This window comes from Azonexus hydrophilus DSM 23864, assembly GCF_000429605.1.
GTDB classification, from domain to species: Bacteria; Pseudomonadota; Gammaproteobacteria; order Burkholderiales; family Rhodocyclaceae; genus Azonexus; species Azonexus hydrophilus.
In genome coordinates, this window is record NZ_AUCE01000013.1 from 55,788 (window position 1) to 71,193 (window position 15,406).

Below are 15,406 nucleotides of genomic sequence, written 5' to 3' on the forward strand. Positions count from 1 at the left end.
GCGAACGCAATCTAGGAGATCAACATGAAAATTCGCGCACAATTCGCGATGGTATTCAACCTCGACAAGTGCATCGGCTGCCATACCTGCTCGGTGACCTGCAAGAACGTCTGGTCCAACCGCAAGGGCATCGAATACGCCTGGTTCAACAACGTCGAATCCAAGCCCGGCATCGGCTACCCGAAGAACTGGGAGGACCAGGACAAGTGGCAGGGTGGCTGGACCAAGCTCAACGGCAAGCTCGAACTCAAGGCCGGCGGCAAGTTGAAGAAGATCGTCCAGATCTTCGCCAACCCCAACATGCCCGAGATCGACGATTACTACGAGCCTTTCACCTACGACTACGCCCGCCTGCAGAACGCGCCGCTGTCGGAAGCCGCGCCGACGGCCCGGCCGGTGTCGCAGATCACCGGCGAGAAGATGGACAAGATCACCTGGGGGCCCAATTGGGAAGACGACCTCGCCGGTGAATTCGAGAAGCGCTCGAAGGACAGCAATTTCTCGAACATGGAAAAGGAGATGTACAAGCAGTTCGAGAACACCTTCCATCTCTACCTGCCGCGCATCTGCAACCATTGCATCAACCCGGCCTGCGTCGCTTCGTGCCCGTCCGGGGCAATGTACAAGCGCGAGGAGGACGGCATCGTCGTTGCCGACCAGGATCGTTGCCGCGGCTGGCGCATGTGCATCTCGGGCTGCCCGTACAAGAAGGTCTTCTTCAACTGGGAATCGTCGAAAGCCGAGAAGTGCATCGGCTGCTACCCGCGCATCGAATCGGGCCTGCCGACCGTCTGCTCGGAATCCTGCGTCGGTCGCATCCGCTACAACGGCATCATCCTCTACGACGCCGACAAGATGCTTGATGCCGCCAGTACCGACAACGAGCAGGATCTGTACAAGGCCCACCTCGACCTCTTCGTCGATCCGAATGACCCGAAGATCATCGAGCAGGCGCTGGCCGACGGCGTGCCGCAGTCGTGGATCGACGCCGCCCAGAAGTCGCCGATCTACAAGATGGCCGTCGAATGGAAGATCGCCTTCCCGCTGCATCCGGAATTCCGCACGCTGCCGATGATCTGGTATGTGCCGCCGCTGTCCCCGGTGCAGTCGCAGATCGACCAGAAGAACCTGCCGACCGAAGCCGACGGCGTCATTCCCAAGGCCTCGGCGATGCGCCTGCCGGTCAAGTATCTGGCCAACCTGCTGACCGCCGGCAAGGAGGAATACATCGTCTCGGCACTCAACCGCCTGATCGCCATGCGTTCCTACATGCGCTCGGTCAATGTCGAAGGCACGCCGGACATCCGCCCGCTGACTGCCGCTGGCATCGACGAGGACACGGCCAAGGCGATGTACCGCTATCTGGCGATTGCCAATTACGAGGACCGTTTCGTCATTCCGACCTCGCACCAGGAAATCTCGCTCGACGATTACCACGGCTTCCAGGGGCAGAACGGCTTCAGCTTCGGCAACGACTCGGCCAACGGTCAGTCGCCCTTTGCGCTCTTCCCGGAACGCCGGACCGAGAGCATGGAACCCCGCGAACCGGCGCCGTTGGCCGCCAAGAAGAAGTGAGGAGACGGACATGCTGATTTTCAAACTGCTTTCGGCACTGCTCGATTACCCGGATGATGCCTTGCTCGCTGAACTGCGCCGCGAAGTCGCGCAGGCCGGCAGCGCGCTGACCCTGGTCGAGAATCTCGACGAACAGGGGCTGCTCAGCGCCGAGAACCACCTTGGCGTCGCCTACGTCATCGACTACCTGCTCGACAACGAGGCGACCGTGGTCCAGGCCAATTACGTGCAGACCTTCGACCTGACGCCGGAACACAGCCTGCATCTGACTCACCACATTTTTGGCGAGGAGAAGACGCGCGGCCCGGCACTGATCGATCTGACCGAGTACCTGAAGAGCTACGGCTACCAGCACGACGAGAAGGAGTTGCCGGACTTCCTGCCGCTGATGCTGGAGTTCGTTTCCGAGCTGGCGGTCGACGAAGCCCGCGTTTTCCTGGGCGACGCCGGCAAGGTGCTCGGCGTGATCGCCGACAACCTGGGCAAGGCGGCCAGCCCGTATGCCCGTCTGATCGGCGTCGTGAACCAATTCGGCTCGCTGGTGAAACTGGCGGCCTGAGGAGAGCAACATGAATCTTTCGAAATTCGTTTTTGCGGTCTATCCGTACATCGTGCTGACCGTCTTCGTCATCGGCTGCTGGATCCGTTACGATCGGGAGCAATACACCTGGAAGACGGACTCGACGCAGTTGCTGTCGAAGGGCGGCATGGTCTTCGCCAGCAATTTCTTCCATATCGGCATCCTGGCCATCTTCGCCGGGCATTTCGCCGGCCTGGTATTGCCGCACGGCCTGTGGCTGGCGCTCGGCGTCTCCGACATGCAGCACCAGTGGCTGGCGATCATTGCCGGTACGGTGTTCGGCGGCATGATGCTGCTCGGCGGCCTGGCGTTGTGGTTCCGTCGTCTGACCAATGCCCGCGTGCGGGCAGCTGGGCGCGGTTCGGACATGTTCGTCCTGAGCTGGCTGATGCTGACGCTGCTGCTCGGCCTGGCGACCATTCCCGTCTCCATCGGTCACGCCAACCACGGCAACCCGGAAGTCATGCTGGCGCTGGCCAACTGGGTGCAGAGCATCCTGACGCTGAACCCGCAACCGGAATTGCTGGATAATGTGGATTCGGTTTTCAAGACCCATCTGTTCTTCGGCATGACCGTCTTTCTGGTCTTTCCCTTCACCCGCCTGGTGCATGTCCTGACGGCACCGGTGAACTACCTCGGGCGGGCTTACCAGATCGTCCGGGCCAAACGTCGGGCCTGATTCATCACCAACACAGGGACGTGCAGCGACATGCCTGACAGCCAGCAAAAGCTCGCCAACAAGATCATCGGTATCCTCACCGTGTTCTTCATGGTGGCCTTGCTGGCTGTCGGCATGACGCTGCTCATTTCCTGGAAGCTCGAAGGCGGTGCGGCGGCGATCAACGACGCCGGGAGTTTGCGCATGCGCTCCTACCGCATCGGCAACCTGCTCCAGCATCCCGAGCCGGTGTCCGGCCAGCAAGCGAATCTGGCCGGGGAAATCCGGGAGTTCGAACACATCCTGGCCGACCTGCGTCGTGGCGACCCGCTGCGCCCGCTGGCGCCGCCGCGCGACAACCGGATCAGCCAGCAACTGGAGCGCGTCGAACAGGACTGGCGCGAGCGCATCGTGCCGCTGCTTGCCGATTTCGACCGGGCCGACGATGTCGAATTGCAGACCCGCGCCTTCCAGTCCTACCAGGCCTCAGTCCGCGATTTCGTTGCGCAGATCGATAGCCTGGTCCAGGCCATGGAACGCAATTACGCATTCAACACCAATCTGCTGCGCACGTTGCAGGTCGGCCTGATCATCCTGGCCGTGCTGGGCACCCTGATCCTGATCCGCTTCTTCTTCGTCCAGGTCATCCGCCCGGTCGATCTCCTGCACGGCGGTATCAAGCGCATGCTGGGCGACGACTTCAGCGTCCGCCTGCCGCTCGAGTCCCGGGACGAATTCGGTGCCCTGGCATCGGGGTTCAACCAGATGGTTCAGCATCTGCAGAATTTGTACGCAACATTGGAAGAGCGTGTGACCAGCAAAACCCGGACGCTGGCCGAGCGCAATCAGGAACTGAGCGTCCTCTACGAAACGACGGCCTTTCTCAATGAGCCGGTCGGGCTGCAGGACATCTGTCATGGGTTTCGCCGGCGCGTGCGGGTGGCCATGGGGGCCGACGCCTGCATGATCCGTTTGCTCGGGCGCGATAGCGAATTCATGGAACCGGTTTCCCACGAGGGGCTGTCGGCCGCTTTTGTTGCCGAGGAAAGCAGCTTGCGCTGCGGCGAATGCCTGTGCGGTGCGGTCCTCAGTTCGGGGCAGTCGCAGCAGATCGATACCGCCAATCCGCCGCCGTTGATGTGTCGGGAAACCTGCGTGCGCGAGGGCTTTCGCACGGCCAGCGCGTTTTCCATCGTTTGCCAGAAGCAGGTCGTCGGCGTGTTCAACCTTTATTACCGCCAGGAACGGCAGTTTTCCCCGCAGGAAATGGCCTTGCTCGACATTCTCGGCAAGCACCTCGGCGTGGCCATCGAAAACCTGCGTCTGCGCAGTCGCGAAAAGGAGGCGGCGGTTTACGAAGAACGCAACCTGCTGGCCCAGGAACTGCACGATTCGATTGCCCAGGGCCTGGCCTATCTGAACATTCAGACCCAGTTGTTGCAGGACTCGTTGCGCCATGAGGAAACCGCCGAGGCGCAGGAGGTTGCCGAGCGCATCCGCAACGGCGTGCAGGAAAGCTACGACGACGTGCGCGAACTGCTGGTGCATTTCCGTACCCGGGCCAGCCACGCCGACCTGGAAACGGCGCTGATGACGGTGCTGCAACGCTTTGAGGTACAGACCGGCATGGCCGTCAATTTCAAGCGCCAGGTCGGTCTGCTGCAGGTGGCGGAGGACGAGGGCATCCAGATCATCCACATCGTCCAGGAAGCGCTCTCCAACATCCGCAAGCATGCCGGTGCACAGCACGTGGCTGTGCGTTTCGAACATGAAGGCGCGCGCATCCGCATCGTCATCGAGGACGACGGCGTCGGTTTCGCGCCGGAAGCATCGCGATCTGAAGATCATGTCGGGCTGAACATCATGCGCGAGCGCGCGGCGCGTATCGGCGGCGAAGTGCAGATCCATTCGCGCGTCGGCGAGGGGACAAGGATCGTCCTCCTGCTGCGCCATTTCTCAAGTCCCGGAGCGTGAAGTGAATAAACTGTCCCTGCTGATCATCGACGATCACACCCTGTTTCGCAGCGGCATCATCGCGTTGCTGCGCCGTTACGAGGAATTCGTCCTGCTGGGTGAAACCGGCGACCCGATGGCCGGGGTGAAACTCGCCAAGAGCCTCGACCCGGATGTGATCCTGCTCGATCTCCACATGCCGGGCATTTCCGGGGTCGAGGTGCTGAAGATACTGGCGGCCGAAAAAATCCGGGCGCAGGTCCTGATGCTGACTGTTTCGGAAGATGGCGAAGACCTGATCGATGCCCTGTGTGCCGGGGCCCGGGGTTATTTGCTGAAGAACATCGACACTGAAGCCCTGGTTGCCGCCATCCGCCAGGCGGCGCATGGCGAAACCGTGGTCTGCCCGGAGATGTCGAGCAAGCTGGTCGAAGGCGTGCGCAATCCCGGGCGCAAGGCGGCCAAGGGCGAAGACGAAAACCCGTTGTCGCCGCGCGAGCGGGAAATCCTTTCGCACATCGCCCGCGGCGATAGCAACAAGGAAATTGCCCAGTTGCTGAATCTGGCCGACAGCACGGTCAAGATCCACGTGCAGAACATTTTCAAGAAACTGAACATCACTAGTCGGGTGCAGGCGGCGGTGTACGCCATCGACCACGGTTTCCGCTGAGCCGGGGATGCGTCGAACGATCTACATGCCGCGCTATCCGGCGTGCTGGAGCAGCTGCGGCGCTTGCGCCAACGGGCGCGTGTTCATTCTCGAAATTCTGGTCAAACCGGGTGACCGGGTGGCGACCGACGACAACGTCCTGGTCGTCGAAACCGGCAAGGTCGCGCTCGACATTCCTTCGCCCTACGCGGGGACGGTTGAAGAAATTTTCGTCACGCCCGGCGACGACCTGAGCGAGCGCCTGCCGCTGCTGACCGTGCATACCGAGGCGTGAGCTTGGACGACCTGTTGCAATCCCTGAACCGTTTCGAACGGCGTTTCTTTCCCCGCTATCGCGAGCATTTCCGCCGTCTGGTCGAAAAAGGGCAGCAGCCGCGCATGCTCTTCATCGGCTGCTCCGATTCGCGCGTGGTGCCGTATCTGCTGACCGGTGCAGGGCCGGGCGAGCTGTTTGTGGTGCGCAATGTCGGCAACCTGGTGCCGATCTGGAGTGACGAGCATGTCGGTCATGGTACGGCTGCCGCCGTCGAGTACGCGGTGGCCGTGCTCGGTGTGCGCGACATTGTCGTCTGCGGCCACAGTCATTGCGGTGCCATCCGGGCACTCTACGACGATCACGACCTAGCCCTGCCCAATCTCAATGCCTGGCTCGACTTCGCCCGACCGGCCGTACTGCCGGTAAGCGTCAGCGAGGAAGCGTTACGGCGCACCGAACAACGCTCGGTGGTCCTGCAGCTTGAACGCTTGCTCGAATATCCCATGGTCCGCCAGGGCGTCGAAGCCGGTCGCCTGTTCCTGCATGGCTGGCATTACCTGATCGAGGCCGGCAAGGTACTGGTGCTCGACGTCGAACGCGGCAGCTTCGTCGAGGCGGACGCCGTGATGGGTGTGCAGGCCCAGCCGGAGGGGGCGGTGTATCAGTTGCAGTAGCCAGTTACTCCGACCCGCACACAGTTGTTCATCAGTGCTTTGATTGTCCGCGCGGAGCCTAGTATGGAAGGTGGCCTGAAAAAAATGTGCTCAGGCAACGACGATCTTCAGCAGCGCCAGCATCAGCAGCGTGTAGCCGGCGGCGATCAGGTCGTCGGCCATCACGCCGAAACCGTTCTTGACGTGTTCGTCGAAGTAGCGGGCCGGTTGCGGCTTGGTGATGTCGAAGAAGCGGAACAGCACGAAGGCGGTCAGTTGCCACAGCCAGCCGGCCGGCGTCATCAGCAGGACTAGCCAGAAGGGGACGATTTCGTCCCAGACGATGCTGCCGTGGTCGGGGTCGCCGAGGGCGCGGCCGGCGACGTTGATGAACCAGATGCCGGCCAGGTAGGCGGCGGCGAACAGGAACAGCAACTGGCCGTCGCTGAAGTAAGGGCGGAACAGGATGAAGCTGGCCCAGGCGAACAGCGTGCCGAAGGTGCCGGGCGCCCACGGCGTCAGCCCGCTGCCGCAGCCGCAGGCGAAGAAGTGCGCCGGATGGGCGAGCAGGAAGCGGGTGCTGGGCGGTTTACTGGCCAAAGTGATCGTATCCCTTGCGCGCGATGTCGACCGGCTGGTCGTCCGGGTCGAAAACGGTGACCGTGCCGGCGTCGCCGTCGACCATCTCGCCGATGCACCACAGCGGCAGTTCCAGGCGGGCGGCGATGGCGCCCAGTTGGGTGTGCAGCGCGGCGGGAACGGTGAATACCAGTTCGTAGTCGTCGCCGCCGGCCAGTTGGCAGTCGAGCGCCAGGCGGCGCAGGTCGGCGTCGTAGTGGTCGCCGCTGCCGGCCAGGTCGCGCAGTTGCGGCAGTTGTACCAGGCGGACGGCGGCGGCGCAGCCGGAGCGTTCGCCGATGTGGGCGAGGTCGGCCAGCAGGCCGTCGGACACGTCGATGGCGGCGCTGGCGATGCCAGTCAGGGCCTGGCCGAGGGCAACGCGCGGGCGCGGTTTTTCCAGGGCGGCGACGCACAGGCGCGGCCAGGGCTCGGGCAGCTTGACCTTGCCCTGCAGGTGGGCGAGGCCGAGCGCGGCCAGGCCGGGGCGGCCGGACACCCAGATTTCGTCGCCGGGTTTGGCGCCGTCGCGGCGCAGGGCGCGGCCGGGATCGACTTCGCCGATGGCGGTGATGCAGAGGTTGAGCGGCCCGCGCGTGGTGTCGCCGCCGATCACATCGACGCCGTATTCACGCGCGCAGCCGAAGAAGCCTTCGGCAAAAGCGGCGATCCAGGCTTCGTCGACCGCCGGCAGGGCGCCGGCCAGCGTCACCCAGCGCGGCGTTGCGCCCATCGCGGCGAGGTCGGAGAGATTGACAGCGAGCGCCTTCCAGCCGAGGCGGCCGGGGTCGGTATCGGGCAGGAAATGGACGCCGGCGACCAGCATGTCGGTGGTCACCGCCAGTTGCTTGCCGGGCGACGGCTGGATCAGCGCGCAGTCGTCGCCGGGGCCGAGGACTGCCGACGGCGTCGGCCGGGCGAAGTATTTCGCGATCAGGCCGAATTCGCCGGGCATGGGGTCAGCGGCCTTTACGCCGCGCAGCGACCTCGGCGGCGCGCACGTCGGCGGCAATCTTGTCGAGCACGCCGTTGACGTACTTGTGGCCGTCGGTACCGCCGAAGGCCTTGGTCAGCTCGATGGCTTCGTTGATGATCACGCGGTACGGCGTTTCCGGATGGTTGACCATCTCGAAACTGCCCATCAGCAGCACGCTGGCCTCGATCGGCGAGAGTTCGCCGAAGGGGCGGTCGATGTGGGCGCCGATGCGTTCGGTCAGGGCGGCCTGCTGGCCGATGACGCCCCGCAGGGTGCCAACGAAGAACTCGCGATCGGCCTTGGCGAAGCCTTCCATTTCGGGGGCATAGGCTTCGATGGCGGCTTCGTCGGCACCGCCGACACGCCACTGGTAGAGACCCTGCAGGACGAATTCGCGGGCGCGACGGCGGGCCGACTTGGGCGGCGCCTTCGGGGTTTGTTCCTGGTCACTCATTGATGAGGGCTTTCTGGAGATTGGCCATTTCGATCGCTGCCTGGGCGCAGTCGGTACCCTTGGGCTGCATGCGTACTTCCGCCTGTTCGTCGGTGTCGCAGGTGAGGATGCCGTTGGCGATCGGGATGCCGGTGTGCAGTTGCAGTTCCATGATCGCCCGGCAGGCGTCGTTGGAAACCACTTCGAAATGGTAGGTGTCGCCGCGGATCACCGCGCCGAGCGCGATCAGCGCGTCGAACTCGCCGGTCTGCGCCATCGTCTGCAGGATCAGCGGGATTTCGAGGGCGCCGGGGCAGGTGGCGATGGCCATGTCCTCGTCGGCCACGCCGAGGCGCTTGAGTTCGGCGACACAGGCCGAGAGCAGGCCTTCGCAGACCGGCAGGTTGAAGCGGCTCATGACGACACCAACGGTCAGGCCGTTGCCGTCGAGGTTCTTGTCGTATTCGAATACGTTGTCAAAACGGGACATGGATCAAAGCTCCGCAGGGGAAGTGACGAAACCGGTGACTTCGAGGCCGAAGCCGGTCATGGAGGGCATCTTGCGCGGGCTGGAGAGCAGGCGCATGCGGCCGACGCCGACATCGCGCAGGATCTGCGCGCCGATGCCATAGGTGCGCGGGTCCCATTTCTGTTGCTGACGCGGCGCATCGACCGGCGTGGTCAGGCGGGCGAGCAGGGCTTCGCCGTCTTCCGGACGGTGCATCAGGACGATCACGCCGTGGCCGTTCTTCGCCAGTGCGGCCTGCGCCTCGTCAATCGAGAACGACTGGCGCTTGCTTGCCGGGTCGAGGAAGTCGAGCACCGACAGCGGTTCATGGACACGGACCAGGGTTTCGCCGTCGGCCGGGATCTCGCCCTTGACCAGCGCCAGGTGGGTGGCGCCGCCGGCGCGGTCGACGTAGGCGTGCATCAGGAATTCGCCATACGCCGTGGCGATGGTCTTGCTGGTGACGCGCTCGACCAGCTTTTCCGAGGCGGCGCGGTAGTGGATGAGGTCGGCGATGGTGCCGATCTTCAGGCCGTGCTGCTTCGAGAATTCGATCAGTTCCGGCAGGCGGGCCATGGTGCCGTCGTCGTTCATGATCTCGCAGATCACCGACGCCGGTTCCAGGCCGGCCATGCCGGCCAGGTCGCAACCCGCTTCGGTGTGGCCGGCACGGACCAGCACGCCGCCTTCGCGGGCGGTGATCGGGAAGACGTGGCCGGGCTGGACGATGTCGTCGGCAATCGCGTTGCGGGCCACTGCGGTGCGGATGGTGTGTGCCCGGTCAGCAGCCGAAATGCCGGTGGTGACACCTTCAGCGGCTTCGATCGAGACGGTGAAGGCGGTGCCGAACTGGGTGCCGTTGCTGCGCGCCATCTGGCTCAGGCCGAGTTTGCGGCAGCGCTCGCCGGTCAGCGTCAGGCAGACCAAGCCGCGGCCGTACTTGGCCATGAAGTTGATCGCTTCCGGCGTGACGTGCTCGGCGGCCATGACCAGGTCGCCTTCATTCTCGCGGTCTTCTTCGTCGACCAGCACGACCATGCGGCCGGCTTTGAGTTCGGCGACGATTTCTTCGGTGGAGGCAATGGCGGGATGCGGGGGCATGGGAATTCGGGTTTCCAAAAAGGGCTGCTATTTTCGCAGAAACGCGGGGTCGCAGGGAAAGTTTGCTAATCGGCGCAGGGACTTGCGTGCGCCCCTAAGGCGTCACCGGCTGGAAGTGGCGCAGGTATTCGATGATCTGGTCGGCCGGTAGCGGCTTGCTGTAGAAGAAGCCCTGCAGCACGTCGCAGCCGAGGCGGGTCAGGAATTCGCGCTGGATATCGGTCTCGACACCCTCGGCGACCAGTTCCAGGCCCAGGTTGTGGCCGAGGGCGACGGTGGCCGAGCAGATCGCCGCATCGTTGGCATCGGTCTCGATGTCCTTGACGAAGGAACGGTCGAGTTTGAGGCGGTGGATGGGCAGGTGCTTGAGGTAGGCGAGCGAGGAATAGCCGGTACCGAAGTCGTCGATGGCGAGCACGATGCCCATGTCGGAGAACTGGTTGAGGATGGCCAGCGTCAGGTCCGGGTTCTGCATCGCCGTGCTTTCGGTGATTTCCAGTTCCAGGTCCTGGGGCGTCAGGTCGTAGCAGGCGAGCACGCCGCGCACCAGCATCGGCAGGGCCTCGTGGCGCAGTTGCTGGGCCGAGATGTTGACGGCGACACGCAGGCCGCTCAGTCCAGCCTCGCGGAAACGGCGGATGTGCCGGCAGGTCTCCCAGAACACCCAGTCGCCGAGGGGCTGCATCAGGCCGCTGTCTTCGGCGATGCGGATGAAGCGGTCGGGCGGCACCTGGCCGAGCACCGGGTCGTGCCAGCGAGCCAGGGCTTCGAGGCCGACCACGCGGCCGTCGGCGACATTGATCTGCGGCTGGAAGTGCAGCGAGAACGGCGAGTGTTCCGGCGTGATCGATGCCAGCGCCTGACGCAGCGCATTTTCCATCTGCAGGCGCTCGCCGGCCGCTTCGTTCATCCGGCTGGCGTAAAACTGGTAGTTGTTCCGGCCGCGGTCCTTGGCGTGGTACATGGCCACATCGGCGTTGCGCAGCAGCGTTTCGCGGTCGCGACCGTCGCCCGGGTAGATGCTGATGCCGATGCTCGGCGTCGCGTACAGGCTGTGCACGCCGATCTGGTGGCTGTGATCGGCGAGGCGGTGCTGCACCTTGCCGGCCAGCGTGGCGACGGTCATCGCGCTGTCGATGTCGGGCAGCACGACGACGAATTCGTCGCCGCCGAGCCGGGCGACGATGTCGCTGGCGCGTACGCAGTCGCGCAGGCGGATGGCGACGCTCTTCAGCAGTTCGTCGCCGGTGGCGTGGCCGAGGGTGTCGTTGACCGTCTTGAAATGATCGAGGTCGATGAGCATCAGCGCGACCTGCTTGTGGTCGCGCTCGCAACTGCGGATCGCCAGTTCCAGTTGCGATTCGAAGGCCAGGCGATTGGGCAGCAGGGTCAGCGGATCGTGATAGGCCAGGTGCAGCAATTGCTGCGTGGCCTCGATCCGTTCGCCGATGTCGGTGAAGGTGGCAACGTAATTGCTCACTTCGCCGGTGTTGTCGGTCACGGCCGAAACCGTCAGCCAGATCGGGTAGAGCTGGCCGTCCTTGCGCCGGTCCCAGATCTCGCCGGACCACACGCCCTGCTCGTTGATCGCCCGCCACATGCTGGCGTAGAAAGCTGGCTCGTTGCGCCCGGAAGCGAACATCCGGGGGTTGCCGCCAATCACCTCTTCCGCCGGATAACCGGACATTTCCGAGAAGGCGGCGTTGACCGCAACGATGCAGTTGTTGCGGTCGGTGACCAGCACGGCCTCGCTGCACTGCAGGAAAATGCGTTGCAGTACCGCCGCGCTCAACTCACTGGCTGGGTTGGTGTTGGCGAGCGCGGTGCCGGGCATGGTCGTGGGTGTCAGACGTTGAAGAGGAAATTGAGTACGTCGCCGTCTTTTACCACGTATTCCTTGCCTTCTGCACGCATCTTGCCGGCCTCTTTGGCGCCGGCTTCACCCTTGAACTGGATGAAGTCGTCGAAGGCGATGGTCTGGGCGCGGATGAAGCCGCGTTCGAAGTCGGTGTGGATGACGCCGGCCGCCTGCGGCGCGGTGTCGCCGGCGTGGATGGTCCACGCGCGCACTTCCTTGACCCCGGCGGTGAAGTAGGTCTGCAGGCCGAGCAGCTTGTAGCCGGCGCGGATCAGGCGGTCGAGGCCGGGTTCGGTCAGGCCCATGGATTCGAGGAAGTCGATCTTGTCGGCGTCGTCGAGGTCGGCGATCTCGGCTTCGATGGCGGCGCACAACGCGACCACCTGGGCGCCTTCAGCGGCGGCGTGGGCTTCGACCTTGGCCAGCAGGGCATTGTCGGCAAAGCCGTCTTCAGCGACGTTGGCGGCGTAGAGCACCGGCTTGGCGGTGATCAGACAGTAAGGCTTGATGCTCGCCCACTCTTCCTTGCTCAGGTCGAGGGCGCGCACCGGCTTGCCCTGGTCGAGCTGGGCAAAGCACTTTTCCAGTACGGCGACCAGGATCTTGGCTTCCTTGTCGCCGGCGCTGGCCGGGCGGCGGTAGCGGTTGAGCGCTTTTTCGACGGTGGCCAGGTCGGCCAGCGCCAGTTCGGTATCGATGACTTCGATGTCGCGGATCGGATCGACGCTGCCGGAAACGTGGATCACGTTGGGGTCGTCGAAGCAGCGGACCACGTGCACAATGGCGTCGGTCTCGCGGATGTTGGCCAGGAACTGGTTGCCCAGACCTTCGCCCTTGGAGGCCCCGGCGACCAGGCCGGCGATGTCGACGAATTCGACGATGGCCGGCTGGATCTTCTGCGGTTTGACGATGGCCGACAGCTGCGCCAGGCGCGGATCGGGCACTTCGACGATGCCGACGTTCGGCTCGATGGTGCAGAACGGATAGTTCTCGGCAGCGATGCCCGACTTGGTCAGGGCGTTGAAGAGGGTGGATTTGCCGACGTTGGGCAGGCCGACGATACCGCATTTCAGAGACATGGTTTTTCCTTGTGTTCGGGTCAGACGGCTTTGCCGTGCAACTGTTGCTGGGCGCCGGTGTAGTCACCGGCGGCGATTCTGGGCCAGGCCAGCAGGCTGCGGTGCAGGGCGTGTTCGATGTCGGGCGCTTCTTCCTTGCGCGGCTGGTGCAGGACGAAGTCTACAACCTGTTGCGCCAGGCCGAGCGTGCGCGGGTGACCGATACCCAGGCGCAGGCGCCAGAAGTCCGGCGTGCCCAGTTTGGCCTGGATGTCCTTGAGGCCGTTGTGGCCGCCGTTGCCGCCGCCCTGCTTGAGGCGGATGCCGCCGGGGGGCAGGTCGAGTTCATCGTGCACGACGAGGATCTCGGCCGGGGAAATCTTGTAGAAGTTGGCCAGTGCCGCCACCGCCTGACCGGAGCGGTTCATGAAGGTGGTCGGTTGCAGCAGCCACAGTTCGCCGGCGCGCGCCGCCTTGCCGAAGAACTTGGCTTGCGGGGCGAGACTGAGCTTCAGTTGCTCGGCGAGTCGGTCGACGAACCAGAAACCGGCGTTGTGCCGGGTGGCTTCGTATTCGGGGCCGGGGTTACCGAGGCCGACGATGAGGCGCGGAGGTGTCATGAGTGTCGATGCGAAAAGGCCGCCGGCGGCAAAAAGCCAGCGGCGGCCATGACTGCGGAATGCCGGAAATTACTCGGCAGCAGCTTCGCCTTCGGCAGCCTTGGCGCCACCCTTGCCGACGATGCTGACGACGATCGGGTCGTCTTCACCGTGCTTGACCACGGCAACACCCTTCGGCAGCTTGAGCTGCGAAGCGTGGATGTTGTCGCCGACGTTCAGCGCGCCGAGGTCGACTTCGATGAATTCCGGCAGGTCCTTGGCCAGGCAGTGGACTTCGACTTCGGTGGCAACGTGGTTGACCAGGCCGCCGTTGAGCTTGACGCCCGGGCCGGCTTCTTCATTGACGAAGTGGAGCGGCACTTTGATGTGCAGCTCATGGGTGGCGTCGACGCGTTGGAAATCAACGTGCAGGATCAGCGGCTTGTAGGCGTGCGTCTGGTAATCGCGCAGCAGGACCTGTTCCTTCTTGCCGTCGATGTTCAGCGTGATGATCGAAGAATGGAAAGCTTCCTTCTTCATCTTCAGCAGCAGGTCGTTGTGGTTGGTTTCGATGACCGTCGGGGCGGCATCGCCACCGTAGACGATACCCGGAACGGTGCCGGCGCGACGCAGGCGGCGGCTCGCACTCGATCCCTGCAGATTGCGCACATTGGCGATAACTTCAAATTGCATGGTACTACTCCAGTAGTTTCCCGGTCCGCGACCAGATCGGGAAGGTTGAAAAAACTTAATCGATGAACAGCGACGAGACGGAGTCGTCGTTGCTGATCCGGCGAATGGTTTCGGCCATGATGTCGGCCACGGAAAGCTGACGGATGCGCGGGCAGGCGGCGGCATCGTCGCGCAGCGGAATGGTGTCGGTGACGACCAGGGCGTCGAGGTCGGAATCGTTGACCCGCTCGACCGCCGGGCCGGACAGCACCGGGTGCGTGCAGTAGGCGACGACCTTCTTGGCGCCGTGCTGCTTCAGAGCGGTAGCCGCCTTGCACAGCGTGCCGGCGGTGTCGACCATGTCGTCCATGATGATGCAGGTACGGCCGTCGACTTCACCGATGATGTTCATGACTTCGGAAACATTGGCCTTCGGGCGGCGCTTGTCGATGATTGCCAGGTCGCATTCGAGGCGCTTGGCCAGCGAACGGGCGCGGACGACGCCGCCGTGGTCGGGCGAAACGACCATCGGGTTCTCGTAATTCTGCTTCATGATGTCTTCGAGCAGGATCGGCAGCGCGTAGATGTTGTCCACCGGAATGTCGAAGAAACCCTGGATCTGTTCGGCGTGCAGGTCCATGGTCAGCACGCGGTCTACGCCGGAAGCGGCCAGCATGTTGGCGACCAGCTTGGCGGCGATGGGCACGCGCGACGAACGCGAGCGGCGATCCTGGCGGGCGTAACCGAAATAGGGGATGGCGGCGGTGATCCGGCCGGCCGACGCGCGCTTGAGCGAATCGACCATGACCAGCAGTTCCATCAGGTTGTCGTTGGTCGGTGCGCAGGTCGATTGCAGCACGAAGATGTCGCGACCGCGGACGTGTTCCTGCAGTTCGACGCTGACTTCGCCGTCGGAAAAGCGGCCGACATTGGCGCGTCCGAGATCGACGTTCAGGTTCTTGGCGACTTCGGCGGCCAGTTTGGGGTTGGCGTTGCCGGTGAAGACCATCAGGCTGTTGTAGGCCATTTCCGCATTCCTCCGGGGACTCCGCGCGCGCCGCGAATTCGCCCGATACAATGAAAATCGGGCAGGCCGAAGACCTGCCCGAAGGGAAACTGGCAGAGGAGGAAGGATTCGAACCTTCGAATGCCGGAATCAAAATCCGGTGCCTTGACCAACTTGGCGACTCCCCTGCGGTTCGTTCAAACTGGGTGTCGTTCGAACGAGGCGCGAATGA

At 63.7% G+C, this 15,406-nt stretch carries 17 protein-coding genes and 1 tRNA gene; 7 read left to right on the forward strand and 11 right to left on the reverse strand.

Translation table 11 applies throughout. The annotated features are described in order from the left end of the window. Positions 1-24: 24 nt before the first annotated feature. From narH to G471_RS17005, 7 genes are read left to right on the forward strand one after another with little or no spacing between them, the layout of a single operon-like run. Complete coding sequence (gene narH, locus G471_RS0107500) at positions 25-1,575, forward strand: nitrate reductase subunit beta (RefSeq protein ID WP_028994810.1); 1,551 nt, start codon at positions 25-27, stop codon at positions 1,573-1,575. Positions 1,576-1,585: 10 nt separating this feature from the next. Next, the gene (gene narJ / locus G471_RS0107505) at positions 1,586-2,134 is read left to right on the forward strand and encodes a nitrate reductase molybdenum cofactor assembly chaperone (protein WP_028994811.1); all 549 of its coding nucleotides are present in this window, start codon (positions 1,586-1,588) and stop codon (positions 2,132-2,134) included. Positions 2,135-2,144: 10 nt separating this feature from the next. Next, a complete protein-coding gene (gene narI / locus G471_RS0107510; protein ID WP_028994812.1) occupies positions 2,145-2,834 on the forward strand; it encodes a respiratory nitrate reductase subunit gamma in 690 nt (229 codons plus the stop codon). Positions 2,835-2,864: 30 nt separating this feature from the next. Next, positions 2,865-4,787, forward strand: a complete 1,923-nt coding sequence (locus tag G471_RS0107515) for a type IV pili methyl-accepting chemotaxis transducer N-terminal domain-containing protein (RefSeq protein ID WP_028994813.1) — start codon at positions 2,865-2,867, stop codon at positions 4,785-4,787. Between the two features lies 1 nt (position 4,788). Next, on the forward strand, positions 4,789-5,436 hold the full coding sequence (locus G471_RS0107520) for a response regulator (protein ID WP_028994814.1): 648 nt from the start codon (positions 4,789-4,791) through the stop codon (positions 5,434-5,436). A gap of 7 nt (positions 5,437-5,443) precedes the next feature. Then, positions 5,444-5,710: a biotin/lipoyl-containing protein gene (locus G471_RS0107525; protein WP_028994815.1), complete on the forward strand. Its 267-nt coding sequence runs from the start codon at positions 5,444-5,446 to the stop codon at positions 5,708-5,710. Then, positions 5,707-6,366: a carbonic anhydrase gene (locus G471_RS17005; RefSeq protein ID WP_081700159.1), complete on the forward strand. Its 660-nt coding sequence runs from the start codon at positions 5,707-5,709 to the stop codon at positions 6,364-6,366. The genes G471_RS0107525 and G471_RS17005 overlap by 4 nt, the downstream gene beginning before the upstream one ends. Before the next feature lie 90 nt (positions 6,367-6,456). On the opposite strand, the gene G471_RS0107535 is transcribed toward G471_RS17005, so the two are convergent. From G471_RS0107535 to G471_RS0107585, 11 genes are all read right to left on the reverse strand, one after another. Next, on the reverse strand, positions 6,457-6,945 hold the full coding sequence (locus G471_RS0107535) for a phosphatidylglycerophosphatase A family protein (RefSeq protein WP_028994816.1): 489 nt from the start codon (positions 6,943-6,945) through the stop codon (positions 6,457-6,459). Further along, entirely contained in the window at positions 6,935-7,918 is a 984-nt protein-coding gene (thiL, locus tag G471_RS0107540) for a thiamine-phosphate kinase (protein WP_028994817.1), read from the reverse strand. The genes G471_RS0107535 and thiL overlap by 11 nt, the downstream gene beginning before the upstream one ends. A 4-nt stretch (positions 7,919-7,922) precedes the next feature. Next, positions 7,923-8,393 carry a transcription antitermination factor NusB gene (gene nusB / locus G471_RS0107545; protein WP_028994818.1) on the reverse strand — a complete coding sequence of 157 codons (471 nt, stop codon included), beginning with the start codon at positions 8,391-8,393 and terminating at the stop codon, positions 7,923-7,925. Further along, positions 8,386-8,862, reverse strand: a complete 477-nt coding sequence (gene ribH / locus G471_RS0107550) for a 6,7-dimethyl-8-ribityllumazine synthase (protein WP_028994819.1) — start codon at positions 8,860-8,862, stop codon at positions 8,386-8,388. The genes nusB and ribH overlap by 8 nt, the downstream gene beginning before the upstream one ends. A gap of 3 nt (positions 8,863-8,865) precedes the next feature. Beyond that, positions 8,866-9,981 (reverse strand): bifunctional 3,4-dihydroxy-2-butanone-4-phosphate synthase/GTP cyclohydrolase II, encoded by a 1,116-nt coding sequence (gene ribBA, locus G471_RS0107555; RefSeq protein ID WP_028994820.1) that lies wholly within the window; start codon positions 9,979-9,981, stop codon positions 8,866-8,868. Between the two features lie 94 nt (positions 9,982-10,075). After that, positions 10,076-11,815, reverse strand: a complete 1,740-nt coding sequence (locus G471_RS17010) for a putative bifunctional diguanylate cyclase/phosphodiesterase (RefSeq protein WP_043421161.1) — start codon at positions 11,813-11,815, stop codon at positions 10,076-10,078. Positions 11,816-11,826: 11 nt separating this feature from the next. After that, a complete protein-coding gene (gene ychF / locus G471_RS0107565; protein WP_028994821.1) occupies positions 11,827-12,918 on the reverse strand; it encodes a redox-regulated ATPase YchF in 1,092 nt (363 codons plus the stop codon). Between the two features lie 20 nt (positions 12,919-12,938). Further along, positions 12,939-13,517 carry an aminoacyl-tRNA hydrolase gene (gene pth / locus G471_RS0107570; RefSeq protein WP_028994822.1) on the reverse strand — a complete coding sequence of 193 codons (579 nt, stop codon included), beginning with the start codon at positions 13,515-13,517 and terminating at the stop codon, positions 12,939-12,941. A gap of 69 nt (positions 13,518-13,586) precedes the next feature. After that, complete coding sequence (locus tag G471_RS0107575; RefSeq protein WP_028994823.1) at positions 13,587-14,189, reverse strand: 50S ribosomal protein L25/general stress protein Ctc; 603 nt, start codon at positions 14,187-14,189, stop codon at positions 13,587-13,589. A gap of 55 nt (positions 14,190-14,244) precedes the next feature. Then, entirely contained in the window at positions 14,245-15,195 is a 951-nt protein-coding gene (locus G471_RS0107580; RefSeq protein WP_028994824.1) for a ribose-phosphate pyrophosphokinase, read from the reverse strand. Between the two features lie 90 nt (positions 15,196-15,285). Beyond that, positions 15,286-15,362: transfer RNA gene (locus G471_RS0107585), tRNA-Gln, on the reverse strand. Positions 15,363-15,406 lie beyond the last annotated feature (44 nt).

Excerpts from the sequence above, each read along its gene's own strand:
- narH (WP_028994810.1), top strand. The coding sequence starts at position 25 with ATGAAAATTCGCGCACAATTCGCGATGGTATTCAACCTCGACAAGTGC.
- narJ (WP_028994811.1), top strand. The coding sequence starts at position 1,586 with ATGCTGATTTTCAAACTGCTTTCGGCACTGCTCGATTACCCGGATGAT.
- narI (WP_028994812.1), top strand. The coding sequence starts at position 2,145 with ATGAATCTTTCGAAATTCGTTTTTGCGGTCTATCCGTACATCGTGCTG.
- G471_RS0107515 (WP_028994813.1), top strand. The coding sequence starts at position 2,865 with ATGCCTGACAGCCAGCAAAAGCTCGCCAACAAGATCATCGGTATCCTC.
- G471_RS0107525 (WP_028994815.1), top strand. The coding sequence starts at position 5,444 with ATGCGTCGAACGATCTACATGCCGCGCTATCCGGCGTGCTGGAGCAGC.
- thiL (WP_028994817.1), bottom strand. The coding sequence starts at position 7,918 with ATGCCCGGCGAATTCGGCCTGATCGCGAAATACTTCGCCCGGCCGACG.
- nusB (WP_028994818.1), bottom strand. The coding sequence starts at position 8,393 with ATGAGTGACCAGGAACAAACCCCGAAGGCGCCGCCCAAGTCGGCCCGC.
- ribH (WP_028994819.1), bottom strand. The coding sequence starts at position 8,862 with ATGTCCCGTTTTGACAACGTATTCGAATACGACAAGAACCTCGACGGC.
- ribBA (WP_028994820.1), bottom strand. The coding sequence starts at position 9,981 with ATGCCCCCGCATCCCGCCATTGCCTCCACCGAAGAAATCGTCGCCGAA.
- G471_RS17010 (WP_043421161.1), bottom strand. The coding sequence starts at position 11,815 with ATGCCCGGCACCGCGCTCGCCAACACCAACCCAGCCAGTGAGTTGAGC.
- ychF (WP_028994821.1), bottom strand. The coding sequence starts at position 12,918 with ATGTCTCTGAAATGCGGTATCGTCGGCCTGCCCAACGTCGGCAAATCC.
- pth (WP_028994822.1), bottom strand. The coding sequence starts at position 13,517 with ATGACACCTCCGCGCCTCATCGTCGGCCTCGGTAACCCCGGCCCCGAA.
- G471_RS0107575 (WP_028994823.1), bottom strand. The coding sequence starts at position 14,189 with ATGCAATTTGAAGTTATCGCCAATGTGCGCAATCTGCAGGGATCGAGT.
- G471_RS0107580 (WP_028994824.1), bottom strand. The coding sequence starts at position 15,195 with ATGGCCTACAACAGCCTGATGGTCTTCACCGGCAACGCCAACCCCAAA.